The organism is Candidatus Methanoplasma termitum (assembly GCF_000800805.1).
GTDB lineage: Archaea > Thermoplasmatota > Thermoplasmata > Methanomassiliicoccales > Methanomethylophilaceae > Methanoplasma > Methanoplasma termitum.
This window is the reverse complement of record NZ_CP010070.1, coordinates 243,764-260,081: the sequence shown is the minus strand read 5'-3', so window position 1 is coordinate 260,081 and position 16,318 is coordinate 243,764. Positions and strand designations below refer to the sequence as shown.

Sequence of the window (16,318 nt, the reverse complement as noted above, 5' to 3'; positions counted from 1 at the left end):
TTGTTCAAGATCGCCACACGCTGTTCAGGTCCACTCCCGAACCGACGTTCTTCTTCACCGACTCTATTTTCTCTTTGTCTTTCGGATCTATGCGTGCTATCAGACGTTCCGTGGTCTCGGCCACGTGCAGAGTGTCCTCGTTTGTCATGAGTATGGGGACACCCAGATCGTCTGCCTTCGAAAGGACCATGTGCGACGGCATCAGCCCTCCGGTGACGATGATGCATGACGTATCCGTGGCCAGTGCGGCAAGCTGGATCTCCGTCCTGTCGCCGCCCGTTATGACGGCTTTGCGGCGCGACCTTCGCATATACCCGGTGGCGGCCTGATCGCTCATCGCACCGACCAACATGTTCTCTACGGATCTCTCCATCCCCTTTGCGCCGGCCAAGACCTTTGCGCCGATCTTCTGGGATATCTCCGACACCCTGAATGTCTTGAGTTCGGGCATGACCGGGACCTCTCCGAGCACATTTATCCCGCGGCCTTCGAAGAACTTCCTTTCCGGACATCCTGAACTTTTGTTGAGGATCACTCCGAGCATGTCCAATCCTCTCTTTTCGCAAAGCTCCCTGAACATGAACACCGTGTCGACGGACCGGCTTGACGGCGTAGCGACCAGTATCACAGGTGCGTCGAGAGCTTCGGCGATGTCCATAAAGGAAAGATTTTGCGCATAACCGTAAGTGAAATCCTTGCTGCCTTCGATTATCATGAAGTCCTTATCTTTCCGCAGGTCGTTGTAAACGGCGGCGATATCGCTCATACTTACCGGCTCTGACAGGTCGTACGTGAACGGCGAAAGCTTCTTTCCGTCCTTCAACTTCAGAACCTCGGCCATCAGCCAAGCGTCCTCGTCCATTGTGTTTCCGTCCACCTTTATAGGGCTCTCGCGGAAGGGCTTATAGAACCCCACCTTCCCCGGATAATTCAATGCCAGACCGAGCGATATCGCGGATTTCCCCGACCTAGCGCCTACAGATGCCAGATAGACATTCTTCATTTCATCACCTTATCGTTGTCAAAGCGTCCACCGCCCAGCTTCCTTCGTTCTTCTTCCCTACCATGATGGGATTGATTTCGAGTTCATATATCTCTGGGTTCTCCAGAGCGATCTTCATCATCCTTCTCATTATGTCCTTCAGCGAGTCTATGTCGGCAGGAGGTTTACCTCTCGCTCCCGAAAGCATGCGGTATGCTTTGGTGGACATTATCATTCTGTCAAGGTCATCGTCGGACATGGGTATCAGGGTCCTTGCGATCTCCCCGAATATCTCAACGTATATCCCTCCCAGACCGAACGCCAGCACGGGACCGAACTGATCGTCGCGTATCATCGACAGTATCACTTCTTGGCCTGACACCATCTTCTGCACCGAGACCCCGTCTATCTTGGCGTCCGGGACGGCGGTCCTGCATCTTACCATCAGCGACTCGAACGCCTCGCGGACGTCATCCGCTGTCTTTACGTTGACAATGACGCCGCCGATGTCTGTTTTGTGGTGGATGTCGGGCGACATTATCTTCATGACCACCGGGTAGCCAATGCTCTCGGCTGCGGTTACCGCATCATACGGACTTACCGCCAATGCCTCCTTCGGCACGGGGATGCCGTATGCCGAAAGTATGGATTTCCCCTCATCCTCGGAGAGGGATGATCTGAACTCCTTTTTCGCTATATCCAGTAATTCAATTACTCTCCATCTTCCCGATGTCTCCGGAAGGATGGTGTCCTCTTTTTTTGTATATCCGGTCTGCACCCTCCTCAGGAAGGAAAGGGCGCGTACCGCCCTGTCGGGCGACGGATACGAAGGTACACGATTCTCGCGCAATATCGATAAAGCGGACTCGCATGTCTTCCCGCCTGCGAAGGCGACCGTCACAGGGATGTTCAGCTTCTTTTTCATCTCCGAGACAGCGACCGCTATCGAGTTCAGATCGATGCTGTCGAGTGGCGATGACAGCACCGCTGCCCCGCCGATGTTCTCATCATCCGCTATTATCTTCAGGGCACCTGTGATCATGTCATTTGTCGCGTCTCCTCTTACATCGACAGGATTGTGCGTGCTTGCGACCGTAGGTATCGTTTTCCTCACTCTTTTTTCCGTCGCGGGGGAGAGCTGGGACATACGGACCGCCGGGTGGTCCGAGCATGCGTCGGCCGCCATTACGCCCAGGCCGCCGGCGTTTGTTATCACCGCAATGCCATCCTTCAGCATCGGCCTCGACGACGATATCACCGATAATGCATCGAACAGCTCTTCGATATCCTTCACACGTATGATATTCAGGCGGTCGAATACCGCCTCATAAACAGAGTCGGAGCCGGAAAGTGCGCCGGTGTGGGACGAGGCCGCCATCGATCCGGCTGCGGACCTCCCGGACTTCAGCATCACGATCGGTTTCTTTGACCGGGATACTGCTTCGATGAACCTTCTGCCGTCCGTTATCCCTTCGGAATATATTCCTATGACGCTCGTATCTTCATCATCACCGAGGTATTCGATAACATCCGCCTCGTCGACATCCATTTTATTACCCAAAGATATGAATTTTGAGATGCCGTTGTTGGTATGGATCGCCCAATCGAGCATCGTCGAACCTACTGCGCCGGACTGCGAGCTCAGAGAGATGCCTCCTGAGGGCGGGAACAGAGACGAGAACGTAGAGTTGAGCCTCCGATGAACATTCATCAACCCGAAACAGTTCGGGCCTATCACTCTCATACCATACATTTTGGAGATGTTGTTGAGCCTGTTCTCCAGATCTCGTCCTTGGGAGCTCTCTTCCTTGAAGCCGGCGGTTATGACGATCACCGCCTTAACTCCGATCCTGCCGAGCTTTTCCATCTCCCCCAAGACAAGCTCCGACGGAAGCGCCATCACCGCCAATTCCGGGAGTTCGTCCAAAAGATCTATCGATGCGTAAGCTTTCAGCCCCTGTATCGTCCCGCCTTTTATGTTTATGGGATAAATGCGGCCGCCGAACCCTGAGCCGATGATGTTCCTCAGTATCATTCCGCCTATCTTATTCAGATCGGAAGAAGCTCCCACCACCGCTATCGAATCCGGAGAGAAGAACTCCCTCATGACCGTACAAACGGTTTGTATCATTATAACTTTTCTTCGGTACTGGATAATTTTTGATGATCAAATGGGAAATTGGTGAAAACAATATGCTCAGCATTACTCAAAAAATATAATTACTAATCCTACCTGACCTTTGTTATAGGAAAGATGAACATGAGCAAGATCAGTGTTGCCGTCCTTGGAGCCACCGGACCTATAGGCCAGAGATTCGTACAGATGCTTGAGGATCACCCTTATTTCGAAATTGAAGGACTTTACGCCTCGGAGAGATCGGAAGGAAAAAAATTCAGAGACACAATCAAGATCAGGGACCACGAGTTCTCGGAAGAGGCGATGGAAACGAAGATCAAGACAATGGATCTGAAACACATTTCAAAGAACGTAAGGATCGCATTCTCCGGACTGCCTTCGGACCTTGCGGGGCCGACCGAGACGGAACTGGCAAAGAAAGGCGTCGCCGTCTTCTCCAATGCGGGCTCGCACCGCATGGATGCGCATGTCCCCATAATCATACCCGAGGTCAACCCCGACCACGCCGAGTCCGTGAAACAGCAGGACACCTACAAGGACGGAGGCTACATCGTAACGAACGCCAATTGTTCTTCGACTGGCATAGCCGTGCCTCTGTTCGCTCTCGACAAAAAGTTCGGTCTTGAGGAAGTATTCGTTTCCACATACCAGGCGCTTTCCGGCGCAGGATATCCCGGCGTAGCATCGCTTGACGCCGTGGGTAACGTGATCCCGTTCATAAACCAAGAAGAAGAGAAGATGGAGAAGGAGATCGGAAAGATCATCGGAAGTTACTCTCCGAAGGGCGGCTTCAAATATGCGGATTTCAAAGTAATGGCGAACTGCGCCAGGGTCCCCGTAATAGACGGCCACACCGAGGCCCTTGTCATAAAGATGAGGGATGCGCCCTCATTGGAGGATGTCTCTTCCGCACTGTCAAAGTTCAAAGGCGAACCCCAGAAGCTTAAACTGCCGTCGGCACCCAGGCAGCCGGTGATCGTCAGGACCGAAAAGGACAGGCCGCAGCCTGTGTACGACGTCCTCGCCGGAAGCCCGAACAGAGCGAAAGGCATGGTCTCCACTGTCGGAAGGATAAGAGTGAGCAACGGCTATTACAAGATGTTCGTGCTCTCCCACAACACGATAAGAGGCGGGGCCGGGGGCTCCATGCTCAATGCGGAGCTGTTCAAGGCCAAAGGAATCCTGTGAATATAATTGCCGTATCTCCGGCATCGGAGATACGGCATCTTTTCAATTTCCCTACAGAAGAGGGATTTTTTGCATCGTGCAAGGATCACTCCAAGAACATTGCCATGTAGAGTGGGATGGTCAGTTTTTTGTCGATCTCGCCGACATTCCCGGATATTAACTTCAAAGCATATGGTGGATCGAACCTCTTTATGAACTCATCTAAAGATATCGTCTTCCCTCTTCCGGCTTTTACTTCGACCGGGACAACAGCCCCTTTTTCTGTCAACAAGAACTCTATCTCCTGTTTATTCTCGCTTGGTTTGTAATAATTCAGAGGCAGATTCTTTTTCAGGAAGATGTCTGCGATAAGATTCTCATAGATGCCACCTTTGGCGGGGCCCTTCAGAGTATTATTGTAGAACTCTTCTTTCATTTTAAAACCGTACATGGATATCAACATCCCGATGTCTGTCGCATAGACCTTGTAATAATCCCGCATAATGTATGCGGGAAGTGGGAACTCTGGAGTTGATACATTATAACAGAACTTAATTAGTCCGGCGTCCCTCAGCCAATCCAAACTGTTATCGTACTTTCTGGCCTTGGCACCTTTTTCAACCGTTGAATATTGGAATTTCTTATTCTCTTTCGCTAGCTGTTGAGGTAATGAAAAATAACAGTCCATGACCTTTGTTCTTTCCGGCACAGACAGATACCTTGTGATGTCGTTGCGATAACTGGCGATTATCCTTTCTTGTTCTTTGTGTACCAGTCCGAAGTTGTTTGTTTCGATGTATATGTTAACGGCCGAGGGCATTCCGCCGACAATAGCATATTCTCTTATTTTCTTCAATAAAACATCATTGATAGATGGGGGGATCTTCTCCCTTTTTTCGTAATATTCCTTCATATACCCGATCCTGACATCGTCATAACCGGTTGCCCAAAGGAACTCTTCGAAGTCAAGAGAGAACATCTCTATTTGTCTCTCATAGCCGACCGGTATCGATCTTGTGGACTTATATGCGACACCGAGCATCGAACCGGATGCGATACAGTCGAATCTGCCATCCTCTGCGATGAATTTCAAAGCGGTCCTTGCGTCGCCGCATTCCTGGATCTCGTCAAGGAATAACAGGGTCTTGCCCTCTATGAATCTTATACTCTCGTCACGAAGGGACAGTTCTCTTATGATCGCATCCATTTTCAAACTGCCTTCGAATGCCTTCATGAATTTGGGCTCGGCGAGGAAGTTGATCTCCACGATGTTCTCATAATTCTGCTTTGCGAACTCTCTGATTATGAACGTCTTCCCTACCTGTCTTGCCCCCACTATCAGCAGACATTCTTTGCTCTTCTTTTCTTTCCATTCGATCAAAGTGTCCATCATCTTTCTTTTAAGCATGGCATTCCTCCTCATATTTCTGCAGATTCAAAATCATATTGAGATTCCAGTATACAAACATTCCCACAATATTTTCAAAAAATGCACCTTTTAGGAGTATTAAAAAAAATATTTTGCACTAAATAGGAGTTAATTATTTTAAAAAATGTACTTTTTTACCGTGTTAATGCGAGAAAGTGCTCATGTGTGGCTTTGTATATGTGCGATCATATCTATTTGCCATAAACCTGTCAATCGACAAATATATTTGTCCGACGCGACCATAAACTCGTGAAAACCTTATTTACTACCCCTTTAATATTGAAACAAACGGAGGTTTACCAGTGGTAATAAAATTGGCTGTCCCCAACAAAGGAAGGCTCAACGAGAGGGCCGTAGAGCTCCTGCTGAAATCAGGGATCGATCTCGGAGAGGAATGGGGAAGGAAACTGTATGTCATGGCAAAGGACCAGGATATCGAAGTTATGTTCGTCAGAGCGCAGGACATACCGGCATTCATCGCCACGGGCGCAATAGACATCGGAATAACCGGCGAGGACCTCGCCGCCGAGTCCGGATACAAAATAAAGAAGCTGATGGATCTCGAGTTCGGTTACTGCCGCCTTTCGATAGCGGCGCCGGAAGCCTCCGGGATAAGGACCGCGGATGACATCCCCAACGGATCGAAGGTCGCCACCTCCTTCCCCAACCTCACAAAAAAATATTTCAAGTCGATCGGCAAGGATGTCTCGATAATAGAAGTGTCCGGCGCAGCGGAGATAATGCCTTACCTCGGCATATCCGATCTGATCGCGGATCTGGTCGCCTCCGGATCGACCTTGAAGATGAACCGCCTTGTGGAAGTGTCCAAGATATTGGACTCCCAAGCCGCGATCTACTCATCCGATGCTTCGATGAAAAAGTACGGTGCGCAGATAACGGATGTCGTCGCTTCCCTGAAGAGCGTCATGGCCGCCGAGGAACGCAAATATCTAATGGCCAACGTTCCCAAGAAGAAGCTGAAAGAGGTACAAAAGGTCATCCCTGGAATTAACGGACCGACGATACTCAACATCGCCGGGAATGATGATATTGTGGCGGTACACGCTGTGATCCGCTCCAAAGATGTTTACAATGCTGTCAACGACCTCAAGAGGCTCGGTGCGAAAGGGATATTGACCCTTTCCATAGACAGGCTGGTGGAGTGATGGTCTCAAGGGACATAATGAGAAGTTCGACCAGAGGGTTCAAGAAATATTACAGCCCGGATCTTAAGGGAGAGCTGAGGCTCGATACCAATACGAACGCCCTCGGCGCAAATCCCGCGGCACAGAAGTTCATGAAAGAACAGAAGATCGACCTGAACGAATATCCAGGAACATATTCAAACAAACTCAGGATCGCACTTGCCGATTTTTATGAGCTGGATATGGAGAACTTCGTAGCAGGGTCCGGATCCGACGAGATGCTCGACATCCTGTTCAAAACATTCACGGAGTGGGAGGACGACTGCCTTATCCCTTATCCCTCATACAACGGAATGTACGACTACTTTGTGCAGATGAACGGCGGAAAGGTGCAGTACTCCGAGCTGACAGACAATTTCCAGCTGGACGTGGACAGCATCCTTTCATCAAAAGCGAAGATAGTTGTGCTGGCAACGCCGAACAACCCCACGGGGAATTCATTCAGACAAAAGGACATAGAAGAAATTCTTGAAGGATTCAAAGGCATCGTCGTCGTTGACGAAGCGTACGGCGAATACACGAAAAGCAGCATGATACCCAGGGTCAACGAGTTCGACAACCTTGTAGTCACCAGAACATTCTCGAAAGCTTATGCGATAGCCGGCCTGAGGATCGGATACGCAGTGGCAAACCTCGATCTGGCGGACATGATGAATGCCGTCAAGATCCCATACTCTCTTAACAGCATAAGCGAGGGGGCTGCGATAGCGGCGATCGGAGACCAGGATTTCATCAGGAGGAGCGTCGAGCTCGTAGATAAAGAGAGACCTAAGCTCGCTGCCGGTCTTAAAAAGCTAGGTTTTGGACCGTTCCCGTCGGACTCTAATTTCATACTCGCAAGGTGCCCCATCGACCACGATGTTTACACAAAAGCCCTCAAAGAGAAGAAGATACTCATAAGGGACTTCGGGAACAAGAGGAGAATGGAGAACTGCGTAAGATTCACAGTAGGCACGGACAAGATGAACAAAGAACTGCTGGACAAGACCAAAAAGATCTTGGAGGACTACAGTTGAAGGTCACCATGGCCGACTACGGCGTCGGCAACCTTCACTCTGTCAAAAAAGCATTCGAAAGGAACGGTGCGACGGTCATTGTGACCGCAAACATGAAAGATCTGCTTGACTCCGAATGCATAGTTTTCCCCGGAGTGGGTGCCTTCGACTCTACGATGGAGAGACTTCTCCCATACAGGAACGAGATAAGAAAAAGACTGCTTTCAGGGATACCAGCGCTGGGAATATGCATAGGAGTGCAGATCATGTTCGATTCGAGCGAAGAAGGCAGTTCTCCCGGCATCGGTGCGTTCGGTGGCAAAGTTATAAAATTGTCCTCGGAGCGTGTACCGCACATGGGATGGAACTCCGTCGAGTCATCGGATGCGTTGATGGATAAAATCGAGGAAAAACAATTCTACTTCGCGAACTCGTTCAGAGGCTCCCCAGACAATAAAAAAGAGATAGTCGGCACGACCGAATACGACGGCGAGGTGTTCCCGTCCTTCTTCAGGAAAGCGAACACATACGGCACACAGTTCCACCCCGAGAAAAGTTCTGACTCGGGACTCAGGCTAATAAAGAACTTCATCGATTTCGCGGAGGATAACATATGATCGTGATCCCCGCCGTCGACGTACTTGACCACAAAGTGGTCCAGCTGGTAGGAGGAGAACTCGGAAGCCAGAAGATAACCCTCCCCGATATCATAAGCACGGCTATGTCTTGGGTGGAAAGGGGCGCACCCTATCTTCACCTCGTGGACCTGGACGGCGCGTTCGGAAAGGGGAACAACATCAAAATTTTCAAAAAAGTGATCAAAGAGTGCGGCGTCCCCGTCGAGATAGGCGGAGGGATAAGATCCGAATCGTTGGTGGATGAACTCGTCTCTGCCGGTGCGGACCGTATCATTGTAGGCACAAAGGCGATAAAGGAGCCGGAATGGCTCTCGAAGATCTCCGATTCCCACCCCGGGAAGATCATGGCCGGGATGGATACAAAGAACGGCGCACTCGTGGTGAACGGATGGCAGGGTGCTTCCGAGTTGACTGTAGAGAATATGTTCGATATAATCAAGGATCTTCCGCTGGCCGGCGTACTGAACACGAATGTCAGCGTCGAAGGGCAAATGAAAGGCATTGATGAGGAACAATCAAAGAGATTCATTTCTAAATGCCCGCACATGGTCATATCTTCCGGCGGAGTGACCGCCGAGTCGGACTGCAGGATGCTGAGCCGGTTCGGAGCAGGAGGTGCCGTCGTCGGACTCGCATTGTACACCGAAAAGATCAGACCGTGGGAATGGGACCGCCCATGGTACGCCGACTGATCTTTTAGTATATTTATTATAGAATCGACCCTATTCAAATAGCATATGACAGGAAGGGCAGCTGAATTGGAACGCAGCACAAGGGAAACGAATGTGTCGATAAAATTGAACATCGACGGTGCCGGAAAATTCGATGTTAAATGCGACGTATCATTCTTGAAGCACATGATAGAGACATTTGCGAGATACGGTTCTTTCGACATCACTATGAAAGCAACCGGCGACGACGACCACCATTTGATAGAAGACGTTGCGATAACGCTGGGAAATGTGTTCAGAAAAGCTCTTGACGACAGATCGATCGAGAGAATATCAACCGTCACCATACCAATGGACGATGCGCTGGTGACTGTATCCGTGGACATCATCGACAGGTCGTTCGCAGACATCGATTGTCCGGACCAACTCTACCACCACTTCCTGAGGAGCTTCGCAATGTCAGCTGGCATAACGCTGCATGTTGTGAAGATCAGAGGGTTCGATGAGCACCACATCATCGAAGCATCATTCAAGGCGCTCGGGACCGCCCTGAGATACGCCGTCTATCCGAGAAAAACAGAACTCAGCACAAAAGACAGACCCAAGGTGAAATGAATGCTCAAAAAGAGGATCATCCCCTGTCTTGACGTGAAGAACGGCAAGGTCGTCAAAGGCATCAATTTCATGGGGATGAAGGACCTGGGCTCCCCTCCCGACATGGCGGAGGAATACAGCGAGCAGGGTGCTGACGAGGTCACGTTCCTGGATATAGCCGCATCTTTAGAGTACAGACAGACCACATTGGACCTTGTTTCCGTGACTGCGAAGAGAGTGTTCGTTCCTTTGACGGTCGGAGGCGGCATAAGGACCGCCAACGACATGCATGACGCCCTCAAAGCAGGCGCCGACAAAGTATCGGTCAACTCAGCGGCTATAAGCAACCCCAACGTGATCTCCGAATCCGCGGAAAGGTTCGGCAGACAGTGCGTGGTCGTAGCAATAGACGCAAAGAAAGTAGGCAGACACTGGGAGGTCTTCACCCACGGCGGTATGAAGCCTTCCGGCCTCGACGCCATAGATTGGGCAAAGAAAGCGGAAGACCTCGGCGCGGGAGAGATACTCTTAACCTCCATCGACGCGGACGGAGTGAAACAGGGCTACGACATACCTCTGACCGAAGTAATAGCGGACGAGGTTAGCATTCCGGTCATTGCATCCGGCGGCTGCGGTAAAATAGAGGATTTCTATGAGGTGTTCAGCCAAACGAACGTGTCCGCCGCATTGGCGGCGTCCGTATTCCACTACAAACAGGTCACTGTCCGAGAGGTCAAGGAATACCTGAAGGACAGAGGAGTCCCGGTCAGATGACCTCTCTGAAATACGATAAGGACGGGCTGATCCCCGCTGTCGTCCAGGATCATGTGACGAACGAGGTCCTGATGGTCGCTTGGGTCAATGAAGAAGCCTTCGAACTGATGAAGAGCACAGGCTACACCCACTTCTGGTCAAGGAGCAGAAAAAAGCTTTGGAAAAAGGGAGAAGAATCCGGCCATGTGCAGGAGATAATCTCGATACAGCTGGACTGCGATTCGGATACCATTCTCGTAAGGGTAAAACAGACGGGTCCGGCCTGCCACACGGGAAATCCGTCATGCTTCGAGGAAGTGATCTACGGTTCCGTTGAGGAAACAATGGATGTCCTCCCGGAACTGTGGAGGATACTGAAAGACAGGCTCGAGAATCCGAAACCCGGGAGCTACACCTGCCTTCTGTACTCGGATGAGAACAAGATGTGCAAGAAGGTCATCGAAGAAGCGGGTGAGTTCGTCCTTGCCCTTAAAGACGAGAAAGAAGAAGAAATGGCCTGGGAGCTTGCCGACCTGATCTATCACACAATGGTCGCGGTCACAAAAACCGGGCTTCCGATGGAAAAAGTATATGAAAAACTCAGGGAGAGAATGAAATGAGGATCGACCTTCATACCCACACTATATTCAGCGACGGGGATCTTACTCCGTCCGAACTGACGCGCCGCGCGATGGATCTTAGACACACAGCCATCGCGCTGACCGATCACGTTGACGTTACGAACATCGATTTCGTAGTTCCGGCCCTTGTAAAGGCAGCGGAACTGAGCAGAGATTACATTACAGTTGTGCCCGGAGTGGAGCTTACTTATGTTCCCCCGTCAAAGATAGATATGATGGCAAAGAAAGCTAAAGCACTCGGCGCGCAGATCGTAGTTGTGCACGGAGAGACCGTCGTCGAGCCGGTGCCTCCCGGTACGAACCTCAGATCGGTGATGAGCAAGAACGTGGACGTGCTGGCACATCCGGGGCTCATAACTTTGGAAGAGGCTGAGATCGCCGTAAAGAACGGTGTCGCTCTTGAGATCACAGGCCGTTCGGGCCACAACATCACGAACGGACACGTTGCCAACATCGCAAGGAAAGCAGGTGCCAAGATGGTCGTCAATTCCGACGCACACACGGTCGGCAATCTGATGGATGAGGCAAGGGCAACTGTCGTCGCAAAGGGCGCGGGGCTTACCGACGAAGAGATCAAACTGGCACTTAACGATACGCCGTACGATCTGATCAAACATCTGATCAAAAATTAAGATCGATCGGATTCCAGGTCCCTTCTGAGTTCTTCGAGGATCTCTTTGAGATAGCATTCTCTGCCCTCATCTTTACATTCCTCGTAATCTTTCAGGAGCATGGCGTACATCTCCCTTTTCGAGAAGGTCTCGAACCCTTTTTCTTCCGGCAACGATACACCTCGGACAGACATCATATGTCATTACAAACAAAATGATTACGCTCATCCATCATTCAGAGAAGCGAATTCTGTCGGCGGGGGGCCGCCAGCCTCCCCCTATGGCGGAATATTTCGCCGACAGACACATTTCACAGGAGGGCCGCCAGCCTCCCCCTATGGCGGAATATTTCATGAAATGCTGATCAATAATGTGTCATAAGAGAATATAAACATTCCTCTGCCTATCTCCGGCAGAGACTTTCCTAAAGTATTCAGTCCGTTTTTATCACGTTTTTATAGGGAATTATTCCAACATAAGAGTAAAGCCAGGAGTGTATGAAAGTGAAATTTGAACATTGTTCTTTTATATTCTTACAAGAATCCCTGAAATATGCCAAAGATAGCCATCATCGGAGGTACCGGCGTATACAATCCGGATTCCTTCAAAACGATCAAGACAGTTTTCCCCGATACGCCATACGGCAAACCTTCCGGCGAGATAATGATCGGTAAGATCTCGGGCGTTGAGGTTGCGTTCATTTTCAGACACGGACAATCCCACCATTACCCCCCGTCGACCGTTCCTTACAGAGCAAATATGTGGGCCCTCAAAAAACTCGGCTGCGAATACGTCATTTCGGCATGCGCGGTCGGATCCCTCCAGATGGGGCTTGCTCCCGGAGATCTTGTCATTCCGGATCAATTCATAGATTTCACAAAATACAGGGAATATTCGTACTTTGATAAAGAGATAGTCCACATCTCGATGCCCGATCCGTTCTGCGGCTATCTGAACAAGATATTCAACGACACCGCAAGGGAAATGAAGATCAGACACCACCTCGGCGGAACATACATCTGTATCGAAGGGCCGAGGTTCTCGACGAGAGCGGAAAGCAGGATGTTCAAACAATACGGTGATATAATCGGAATGACCCTTGTTCCGGAGTGCCAGCTCGCCCGTGAACTGGGTATGTGCTACTGCAGCCTTGCGATGGTGACGGACTATGACGTATGGCACGAAGAGGATGTCAGCACGGATATGGTCAGAAAAACAATGAAAGAATCCATTTCTAGGGTCTTGAAGCTGCTTGAGCTGGGTATCCCAAAGATCAAAACGTCAGATTGCAAATGTATTGAAGCGGCCGAGATAAGCGGCGCCCTCTCTGCAAAACTCCCATGAGAATAATATTCAAAGGAGTGGTCCAAGGGGTCGGTTTCAGACCCGCCGTTTACAGAACAGCTACAGATCTCGGGCTCTCCGGAAAAGTGTGGAATGACGGTTCGGATGTCGTCGTGGAAGTAGAGGACGGAGAGCGGTTCCTCGAACACTTCTTAGCCGACCTTCCTCCCCTGGCACGTCTGGAAGATGTTGTCAGGATCGAACAGCCTGTTGCGCACACGGGTGGGTTCAAAATTATCAGCTCTCGGACAGGTTCATCGGGGATGTCCATTCCCGCGGATACCGCTGTATGCGATGATTGCCTCAGCGATATGAAGGCCGGGAGAAGGATGGGGTACCCATTCACAACTTGCACAAAGTGCGGACCGAGATTCACACTTCTAAGCGGGCTCCCATACGATCGGTCTTCGACTGCAATGCGGGATTTCCCTTTGTGCAGAGATTGTCAGAAAGAATATGACGATCCTGCGGACAGAAGGTTCCATCATCAGACATCAAGCTGTCCGAAGTGCGGACCGTCGTACCGACTCATAGATAAAGAAGGCAAGGAAATTCGGGGGGATCCGATATCGAATTTTTCAAATATGCTGTCTGAGGGGAAGATCGGCATCATCAAGGGATGGGGCGGCATGCACATCTGCTGTACTTTAGATCACATCAAAAAGATGAGAGAATGGTACGGTAGGGATCAAAAACCCTTTGCAATCATGGTAAAGGACGTGAAAGCCGTCCGCAAATACGGCGATCCCACCGATAAAGAACTGGAGAACCTCACATCTCCCCACCGTCCGATCGTTCTGATCGAAAAGAAGCACTCCGCCGTGACCGAACTTATATCCCCAGGACTTGACAACATCGGGATATTTCTGCCGTACACAGGTGCCCAGCATCTCGTCTTCGAACATCTGGCACATGATGCGTTGATAATGACCTCCGCCAATGTTCCGGGTGAGCCGATGATCATAGAGGACAAAGAGATACTGGGGCTCGGCGCGGATATGTATTTGATTCACAATCAAAAAATATTGAATCGTGCAGATGACAGCGTACTGAGGTTGTTCGATGAAAGAACATTCTTCATAAGAAGGTCGAGAGGTCATGTACCCTCGTACATTCCTATACCTCTGAAAGGATCCGCTGTTGCGGTTGGGGCGCAGGAGAATCTTACCGGTTCGATAGCCGTTGACGGACGGATACATCCTACGCAGCACATCGGCGACGGCGAAGGCATCGGCGTTGTAGATTACCTTGAAGATGCCGTACGGGAGCAAATGAAGCTGCTCGGATGCAGACCGCAAGCGGTTGCTATGGATATCCACCCCGGATACACCAACAGAGGCTTCGCAAAGAGGCTTTCCGAGGAGTTTGATTCTCAGATAGTCGAGGTACAGCACCACTGGGCGCATGCGGCATCGCTGATGATCGACAATAACGTGGATAGCACGGTCGCATTGACGCTGGACGGCAGCGGCCACGGTACAGACGGCACCGTATGGGGCGGCGAGGTCCTCTCTGCGGACCTTTCTTCTTTCGAGAGGAACGCAAGTCTCGAAGGTATCCCTCTGCTCGGCTCGGAGAAGGCCCTGTACGATCTCCGAAGACTGAGATTTGCGGTCGATAAAATGAACGGTCGGGAGAACAGCTCATTTTCTGATAAAGAATCCGATATTCTGACAAAAATGATGCCGAAAAGTGTGAAATGCTCATCGATGGGACGGCTGATGGACGCTCTATCCTATTCTTTGGGCATTTGTTCAGTAAGGACCTACGACGGCGAACCGGCGATGAAGCTTGAGCCTCTCCTCGCTTCCGGAAGACTTATTCCGGGTTTCGAAACGGAAATAGTGAATGGAAAGGTCCTGACCGCCCATCTTTTCTCGAAAATAGACGGGTCCCGCAAACCGGCCGACACGGCATACTCGATCGTTTTCAATGTGATGAAATGCCTCACAGAGGCAGCGATAGAAACAGCGGATTCAAAGGGGATCGAGAGTGTCGGAATAACCGGCGGGGTGTCGTATAATTCCTCTGTCTGCAGGATGTTCTCCGAAATAGCGAAAGGTTCCGGACATGGGTTAATATTCCACAACACGATTCCCAACGGCGACGGGGGAGTGTCTGTCGGGCAGGCCGCGATCGCTTTAAAGATGATACAATGAACACACTATTCGTACTTCTTGACGGGATGGAAGACGATCCCAATCCCCTCCTCGGCGGGAAGAAACCGTATGAGGTCGCAAAAATGCCTTTCATGTATCGGAAAGCGAAGCATAAGTTCATGACCACCGGAAGAGGCTACACTCAGCTGTTCTTGAACGAATTCTTCACCGGACATCCTCCCGAGCTGCCGAGAGCGGTGCTGGAAGCCATCGCTTTGGGACTGGACATCTCGGAGAAAAGAACGGCATACCGGCTCAGCCCCGCCGAACTGAAGGACGGAATGATCCATTGGTCATATCATGCGCACCTGTTCTGTGATGAACTGATGAGAATAATGAACAATAATCTGTGCATTCTGCAGAAATACAACCCCCAGATCAAATTCTTCCTTAACGGGAGGGCCGTCCTCACAATGGAATGTGATGATATCCCCGATCTTCCCGCGCCGCCGGTCGATGCACCGTTCAAAGAGATTCCGGGAGATCTTGGGAAATTCATAATGAAAGTGGCGGATGATATGCATGGGATCACCGATTATCCCTGGGGATGCGGAAAATATACCAAACAATACCCTCCGTTCGACTGCATAAAGAACATGACGGCGATATCGGACAGCCCCACCGCACTCGGGGTCGCGGCTTCTTTGGGCCACAAGATCCATCTTATCGATGCGGTCGAGGACAGGTTCCCGGTAGCGAAAAAGGCCCTGAGAAAAGGAAATGTGTTCCTTCACATAGATGAAGTGGATGAGTACAGCCACCAAAAGGACGCATACAAAAAGATCGAGATACTGGAAAGGACGGACCGCCTGATGAAGGAATATTTCCATGATGCCGAACGCATCGTTTACTTCGTCGATCACGGAACATCGTGCGTCACGGGCGAACACATAATTATGGATGTGCCTTTCTGGACAAATATTGAGACGGATATGTCCGACGGAGAGCTGATACCTCTCGATAAGGTCATTCCGAATCTGATGAGATAAAGG

16 protein-coding genes are annotated in these 16,318 nt (G+C 50.5%); 12 read left to right on the top strand and 4 right to left on the bottom strand.

Annotation, left to right across the window (positions count from 1 at the left end):
- Window positions 1-4: 4 nt before the first annotated feature.
- Both Mpt1_RS01225 and Mpt1_RS01220 read right to left on the bottom strand, forming a co-directional pair.
- The gene (locus Mpt1_RS01225) at window positions 5-1,003 is read right to left on the bottom strand and encodes a phosphotransacetylase family protein (RefSeq protein WP_048111499.1); all 999 of its coding nucleotides are present in this window, start codon (window positions 1,001-1,003) and stop codon (window positions 5-7) included.
- Window positions 1,004-1,007: 4 nt separating this feature from the next.
- The gene (locus Mpt1_RS01220; protein ID WP_048111498.1) at window positions 1,008-3,113 is read right to left on the bottom strand and encodes an acetate--CoA ligase family protein; all 2,106 of its coding nucleotides are present in this window, start codon (window positions 3,111-3,113) and stop codon (window positions 1,008-1,010) included.
- Window positions 3,114-3,242: 129 nt separating this feature from the next.
- On the opposite strand from Mpt1_RS01220, the gene asd reads away from it, so the two are divergent.
- Window positions 3,243-4,307, top strand: a complete 1,065-nt coding sequence (asd, locus tag Mpt1_RS01215) for an aspartate-semialdehyde dehydrogenase (RefSeq protein ID WP_048113599.1) — start codon at window positions 3,243-3,245, stop codon at window positions 4,305-4,307.
- Window positions 4,308-4,392: 85 nt separating this feature from the next.
- On the opposite strand, the gene Mpt1_RS01210 is transcribed toward asd, so the two are convergent.
- On the bottom strand, window positions 4,393-5,694 hold the full coding sequence (locus Mpt1_RS01210) for an ATP-binding protein (RefSeq protein ID WP_048113596.1): 1,302 nt from the start codon (window positions 5,692-5,694) through the stop codon (window positions 4,393-4,395).
- A gap of 323 nt (window positions 5,695-6,017) precedes the next feature.
- Between Mpt1_RS01210 and hisG the strand changes: the two genes are divergently transcribed.
- From hisG to Mpt1_RS01170, 8 genes are read left to right on the top strand one after another with little or no spacing between them, the layout of a single operon-like run.
- Complete coding sequence (hisG, locus tag Mpt1_RS01205) at window positions 6,018-6,881, top strand: ATP phosphoribosyltransferase (protein WP_048111497.1); 864 nt, start codon at window positions 6,018-6,020, stop codon at window positions 6,879-6,881.
- Window positions 6,881-7,936, top strand: a complete 1,056-nt coding sequence (gene hisC, locus Mpt1_RS01200) for a histidinol-phosphate transaminase (RefSeq protein ID WP_048111496.1) — start codon at window positions 6,881-6,883, stop codon at window positions 7,934-7,936. The genes hisG and hisC overlap by 1 nt, the downstream gene beginning before the upstream one ends.
- Window positions 7,933-8,532, top strand: coding sequence for an imidazole glycerol phosphate synthase subunit HisH (gene hisH, locus Mpt1_RS01195; RefSeq protein WP_048111495.1), 600 nt, complete (start codon window positions 7,933-7,935; stop codon window positions 8,530-8,532). Before hisC ends, hisH begins: the two co-directional genes overlap by 4 nt.
- A complete protein-coding gene (locus Mpt1_RS01190) occupies window positions 8,529-9,245 on the top strand; it encodes a 1-(5-phosphoribosyl)-5-[(5-phosphoribosylamino)methylideneamino]imidazole-4-carboxamide isomerase (protein WP_048111494.1) in 717 nt (238 codons plus the stop codon). Before hisH ends, Mpt1_RS01190 begins: the two co-directional genes overlap by 4 nt.
- A gap of 45 nt (window positions 9,246-9,290) precedes the next feature.
- Entirely contained in the window at window positions 9,291-9,839 is a 549-nt protein-coding gene (locus Mpt1_RS01185) for an imidazoleglycerol-phosphate dehydratase (RefSeq protein ID WP_048111493.1), read from the top strand.
- The gene (gene hisF, locus Mpt1_RS01180; RefSeq protein ID WP_048111492.1) at window positions 9,840-10,592 is read left to right on the top strand and encodes an imidazole glycerol phosphate synthase subunit HisF; all 753 of its coding nucleotides are present in this window, start codon (window positions 9,840-9,842) and stop codon (window positions 10,590-10,592) included.
- Entirely contained in the window at window positions 10,589-11,191 is a 603-nt protein-coding gene (hisIE, locus tag Mpt1_RS01175; RefSeq protein WP_048111491.1) for a bifunctional phosphoribosyl-AMP cyclohydrolase/phosphoribosyl-ATP diphosphatase HisIE, read from the top strand. The genes hisF and hisIE overlap by 4 nt, the downstream gene beginning before the upstream one ends.
- On the top strand, window positions 11,188-11,844 hold the full coding sequence (locus tag Mpt1_RS01170) for a histidinol phosphate phosphatase domain-containing protein (RefSeq protein ID WP_048111490.1): 657 nt from the start codon (window positions 11,188-11,190) through the stop codon (window positions 11,842-11,844). Before hisIE ends, Mpt1_RS01170 begins: the two co-directional genes overlap by 4 nt.
- Here the strand turns inward: Mpt1_RS01170 and Mpt1_RS07650 are convergent.
- Window positions 11,841-11,996: a hypothetical protein gene (locus Mpt1_RS07650; RefSeq protein ID WP_158386714.1), complete on the bottom strand. Its 156-nt coding sequence runs from the start codon at window positions 11,994-11,996 to the stop codon at window positions 11,841-11,843. The two genes, Mpt1_RS01170 and Mpt1_RS07650, sit on opposite strands and share 4 nt — an antisense overlap.
- Window positions 11,997-12,375: 379 nt before the next feature.
- On the opposite strand from Mpt1_RS07650, the gene mtnP reads away from it, so the two are divergent.
- The 3 genes from mtnP to Mpt1_RS01150 are packed head-to-tail and all read left to right on the top strand — an operon-like array spanning window position 12,376 to window position 16,315.
- Window positions 12,376-13,167, top strand: a complete 792-nt coding sequence (mtnP, locus tag Mpt1_RS01160) for an S-methyl-5'-thioadenosine phosphorylase (protein ID WP_048111488.1) — start codon at window positions 12,376-12,378, stop codon at window positions 13,165-13,167.
- On the top strand, window positions 13,164-15,326 hold the full coding sequence (gene hypF / locus Mpt1_RS01155; RefSeq protein WP_048111487.1) for a carbamoyltransferase HypF: 2,163 nt from the start codon (window positions 13,164-13,166) through the stop codon (window positions 15,324-15,326). The genes mtnP and hypF overlap by 4 nt, the downstream gene beginning before the upstream one ends.
- Entirely contained in the window at window positions 15,323-16,315 is a 993-nt protein-coding gene (locus Mpt1_RS01150; RefSeq protein WP_048111486.1) for an alkaline phosphatase family protein, read from the top strand. The genes hypF and Mpt1_RS01150 overlap by 4 nt, the downstream gene beginning before the upstream one ends.
- Window positions 16,316-16,318 lie beyond the last annotated feature (3 nt).

Excerpts from the sequence above, each read along its gene's own strand:
- Mpt1_RS01225 (WP_048111499.1), bottom strand. The coding sequence starts at position 1,003 with ATGAAGAATGTCTATCTGGCATCTGTAGGCGCTAGGTCGGGGAAATCC.
- Mpt1_RS01220 (WP_048111498.1), bottom strand. The coding sequence starts at position 3,113 with ATGATACAAACCGTTTGTACGGTCATGAGGGAGTTCTTCTCTCCGGAT.
- asd (WP_048113599.1), top strand. The coding sequence starts at position 3,243 with ATGAGCAAGATCAGTGTTGCCGTCCTTGGAGCCACCGGACCTATAGGC.
- Mpt1_RS01210 (WP_048113596.1), bottom strand. The coding sequence starts at position 5,694 with ATGCTTAAAAGAAAGATGATGGACACTTTGATCGAATGGAAAGAAAAG.
- hisC (WP_048111496.1), top strand. The coding sequence starts at position 6,881 with ATGGTCTCAAGGGACATAATGAGAAGTTCGACCAGAGGGTTCAAGAAA.
- Mpt1_RS01190 (WP_048111494.1), top strand. The coding sequence starts at position 8,529 with ATGATCGTGATCCCCGCCGTCGACGTACTTGACCACAAAGTGGTCCAG.
- Mpt1_RS01185 (WP_048111493.1), top strand. The coding sequence starts at position 9,291 with ATGACAGGAAGGGCAGCTGAATTGGAACGCAGCACAAGGGAAACGAAT.
- hisF (WP_048111492.1), top strand. The coding sequence starts at position 9,840 with ATGCTCAAAAAGAGGATCATCCCCTGTCTTGACGTGAAGAACGGCAAG.
- hisIE (WP_048111491.1), top strand. The coding sequence starts at position 10,589 with ATGACCTCTCTGAAATACGATAAGGACGGGCTGATCCCCGCTGTCGTC.
- Mpt1_RS01170 (WP_048111490.1), top strand. The coding sequence starts at position 11,188 with ATGAGGATCGACCTTCATACCCACACTATATTCAGCGACGGGGATCTT.
- mtnP (WP_048111488.1), top strand. The coding sequence starts at position 12,376 with ATGCCAAAGATAGCCATCATCGGAGGTACCGGCGTATACAATCCGGAT.
- hypF (WP_048111487.1), top strand. The coding sequence starts at position 13,164 with ATGAGAATAATATTCAAAGGAGTGGTCCAAGGGGTCGGTTTCAGACCC.
- Mpt1_RS01150 (WP_048111486.1), top strand. The coding sequence starts at position 15,323 with ATGAACACACTATTCGTACTTCTTGACGGGATGGAAGACGATCCCAAT.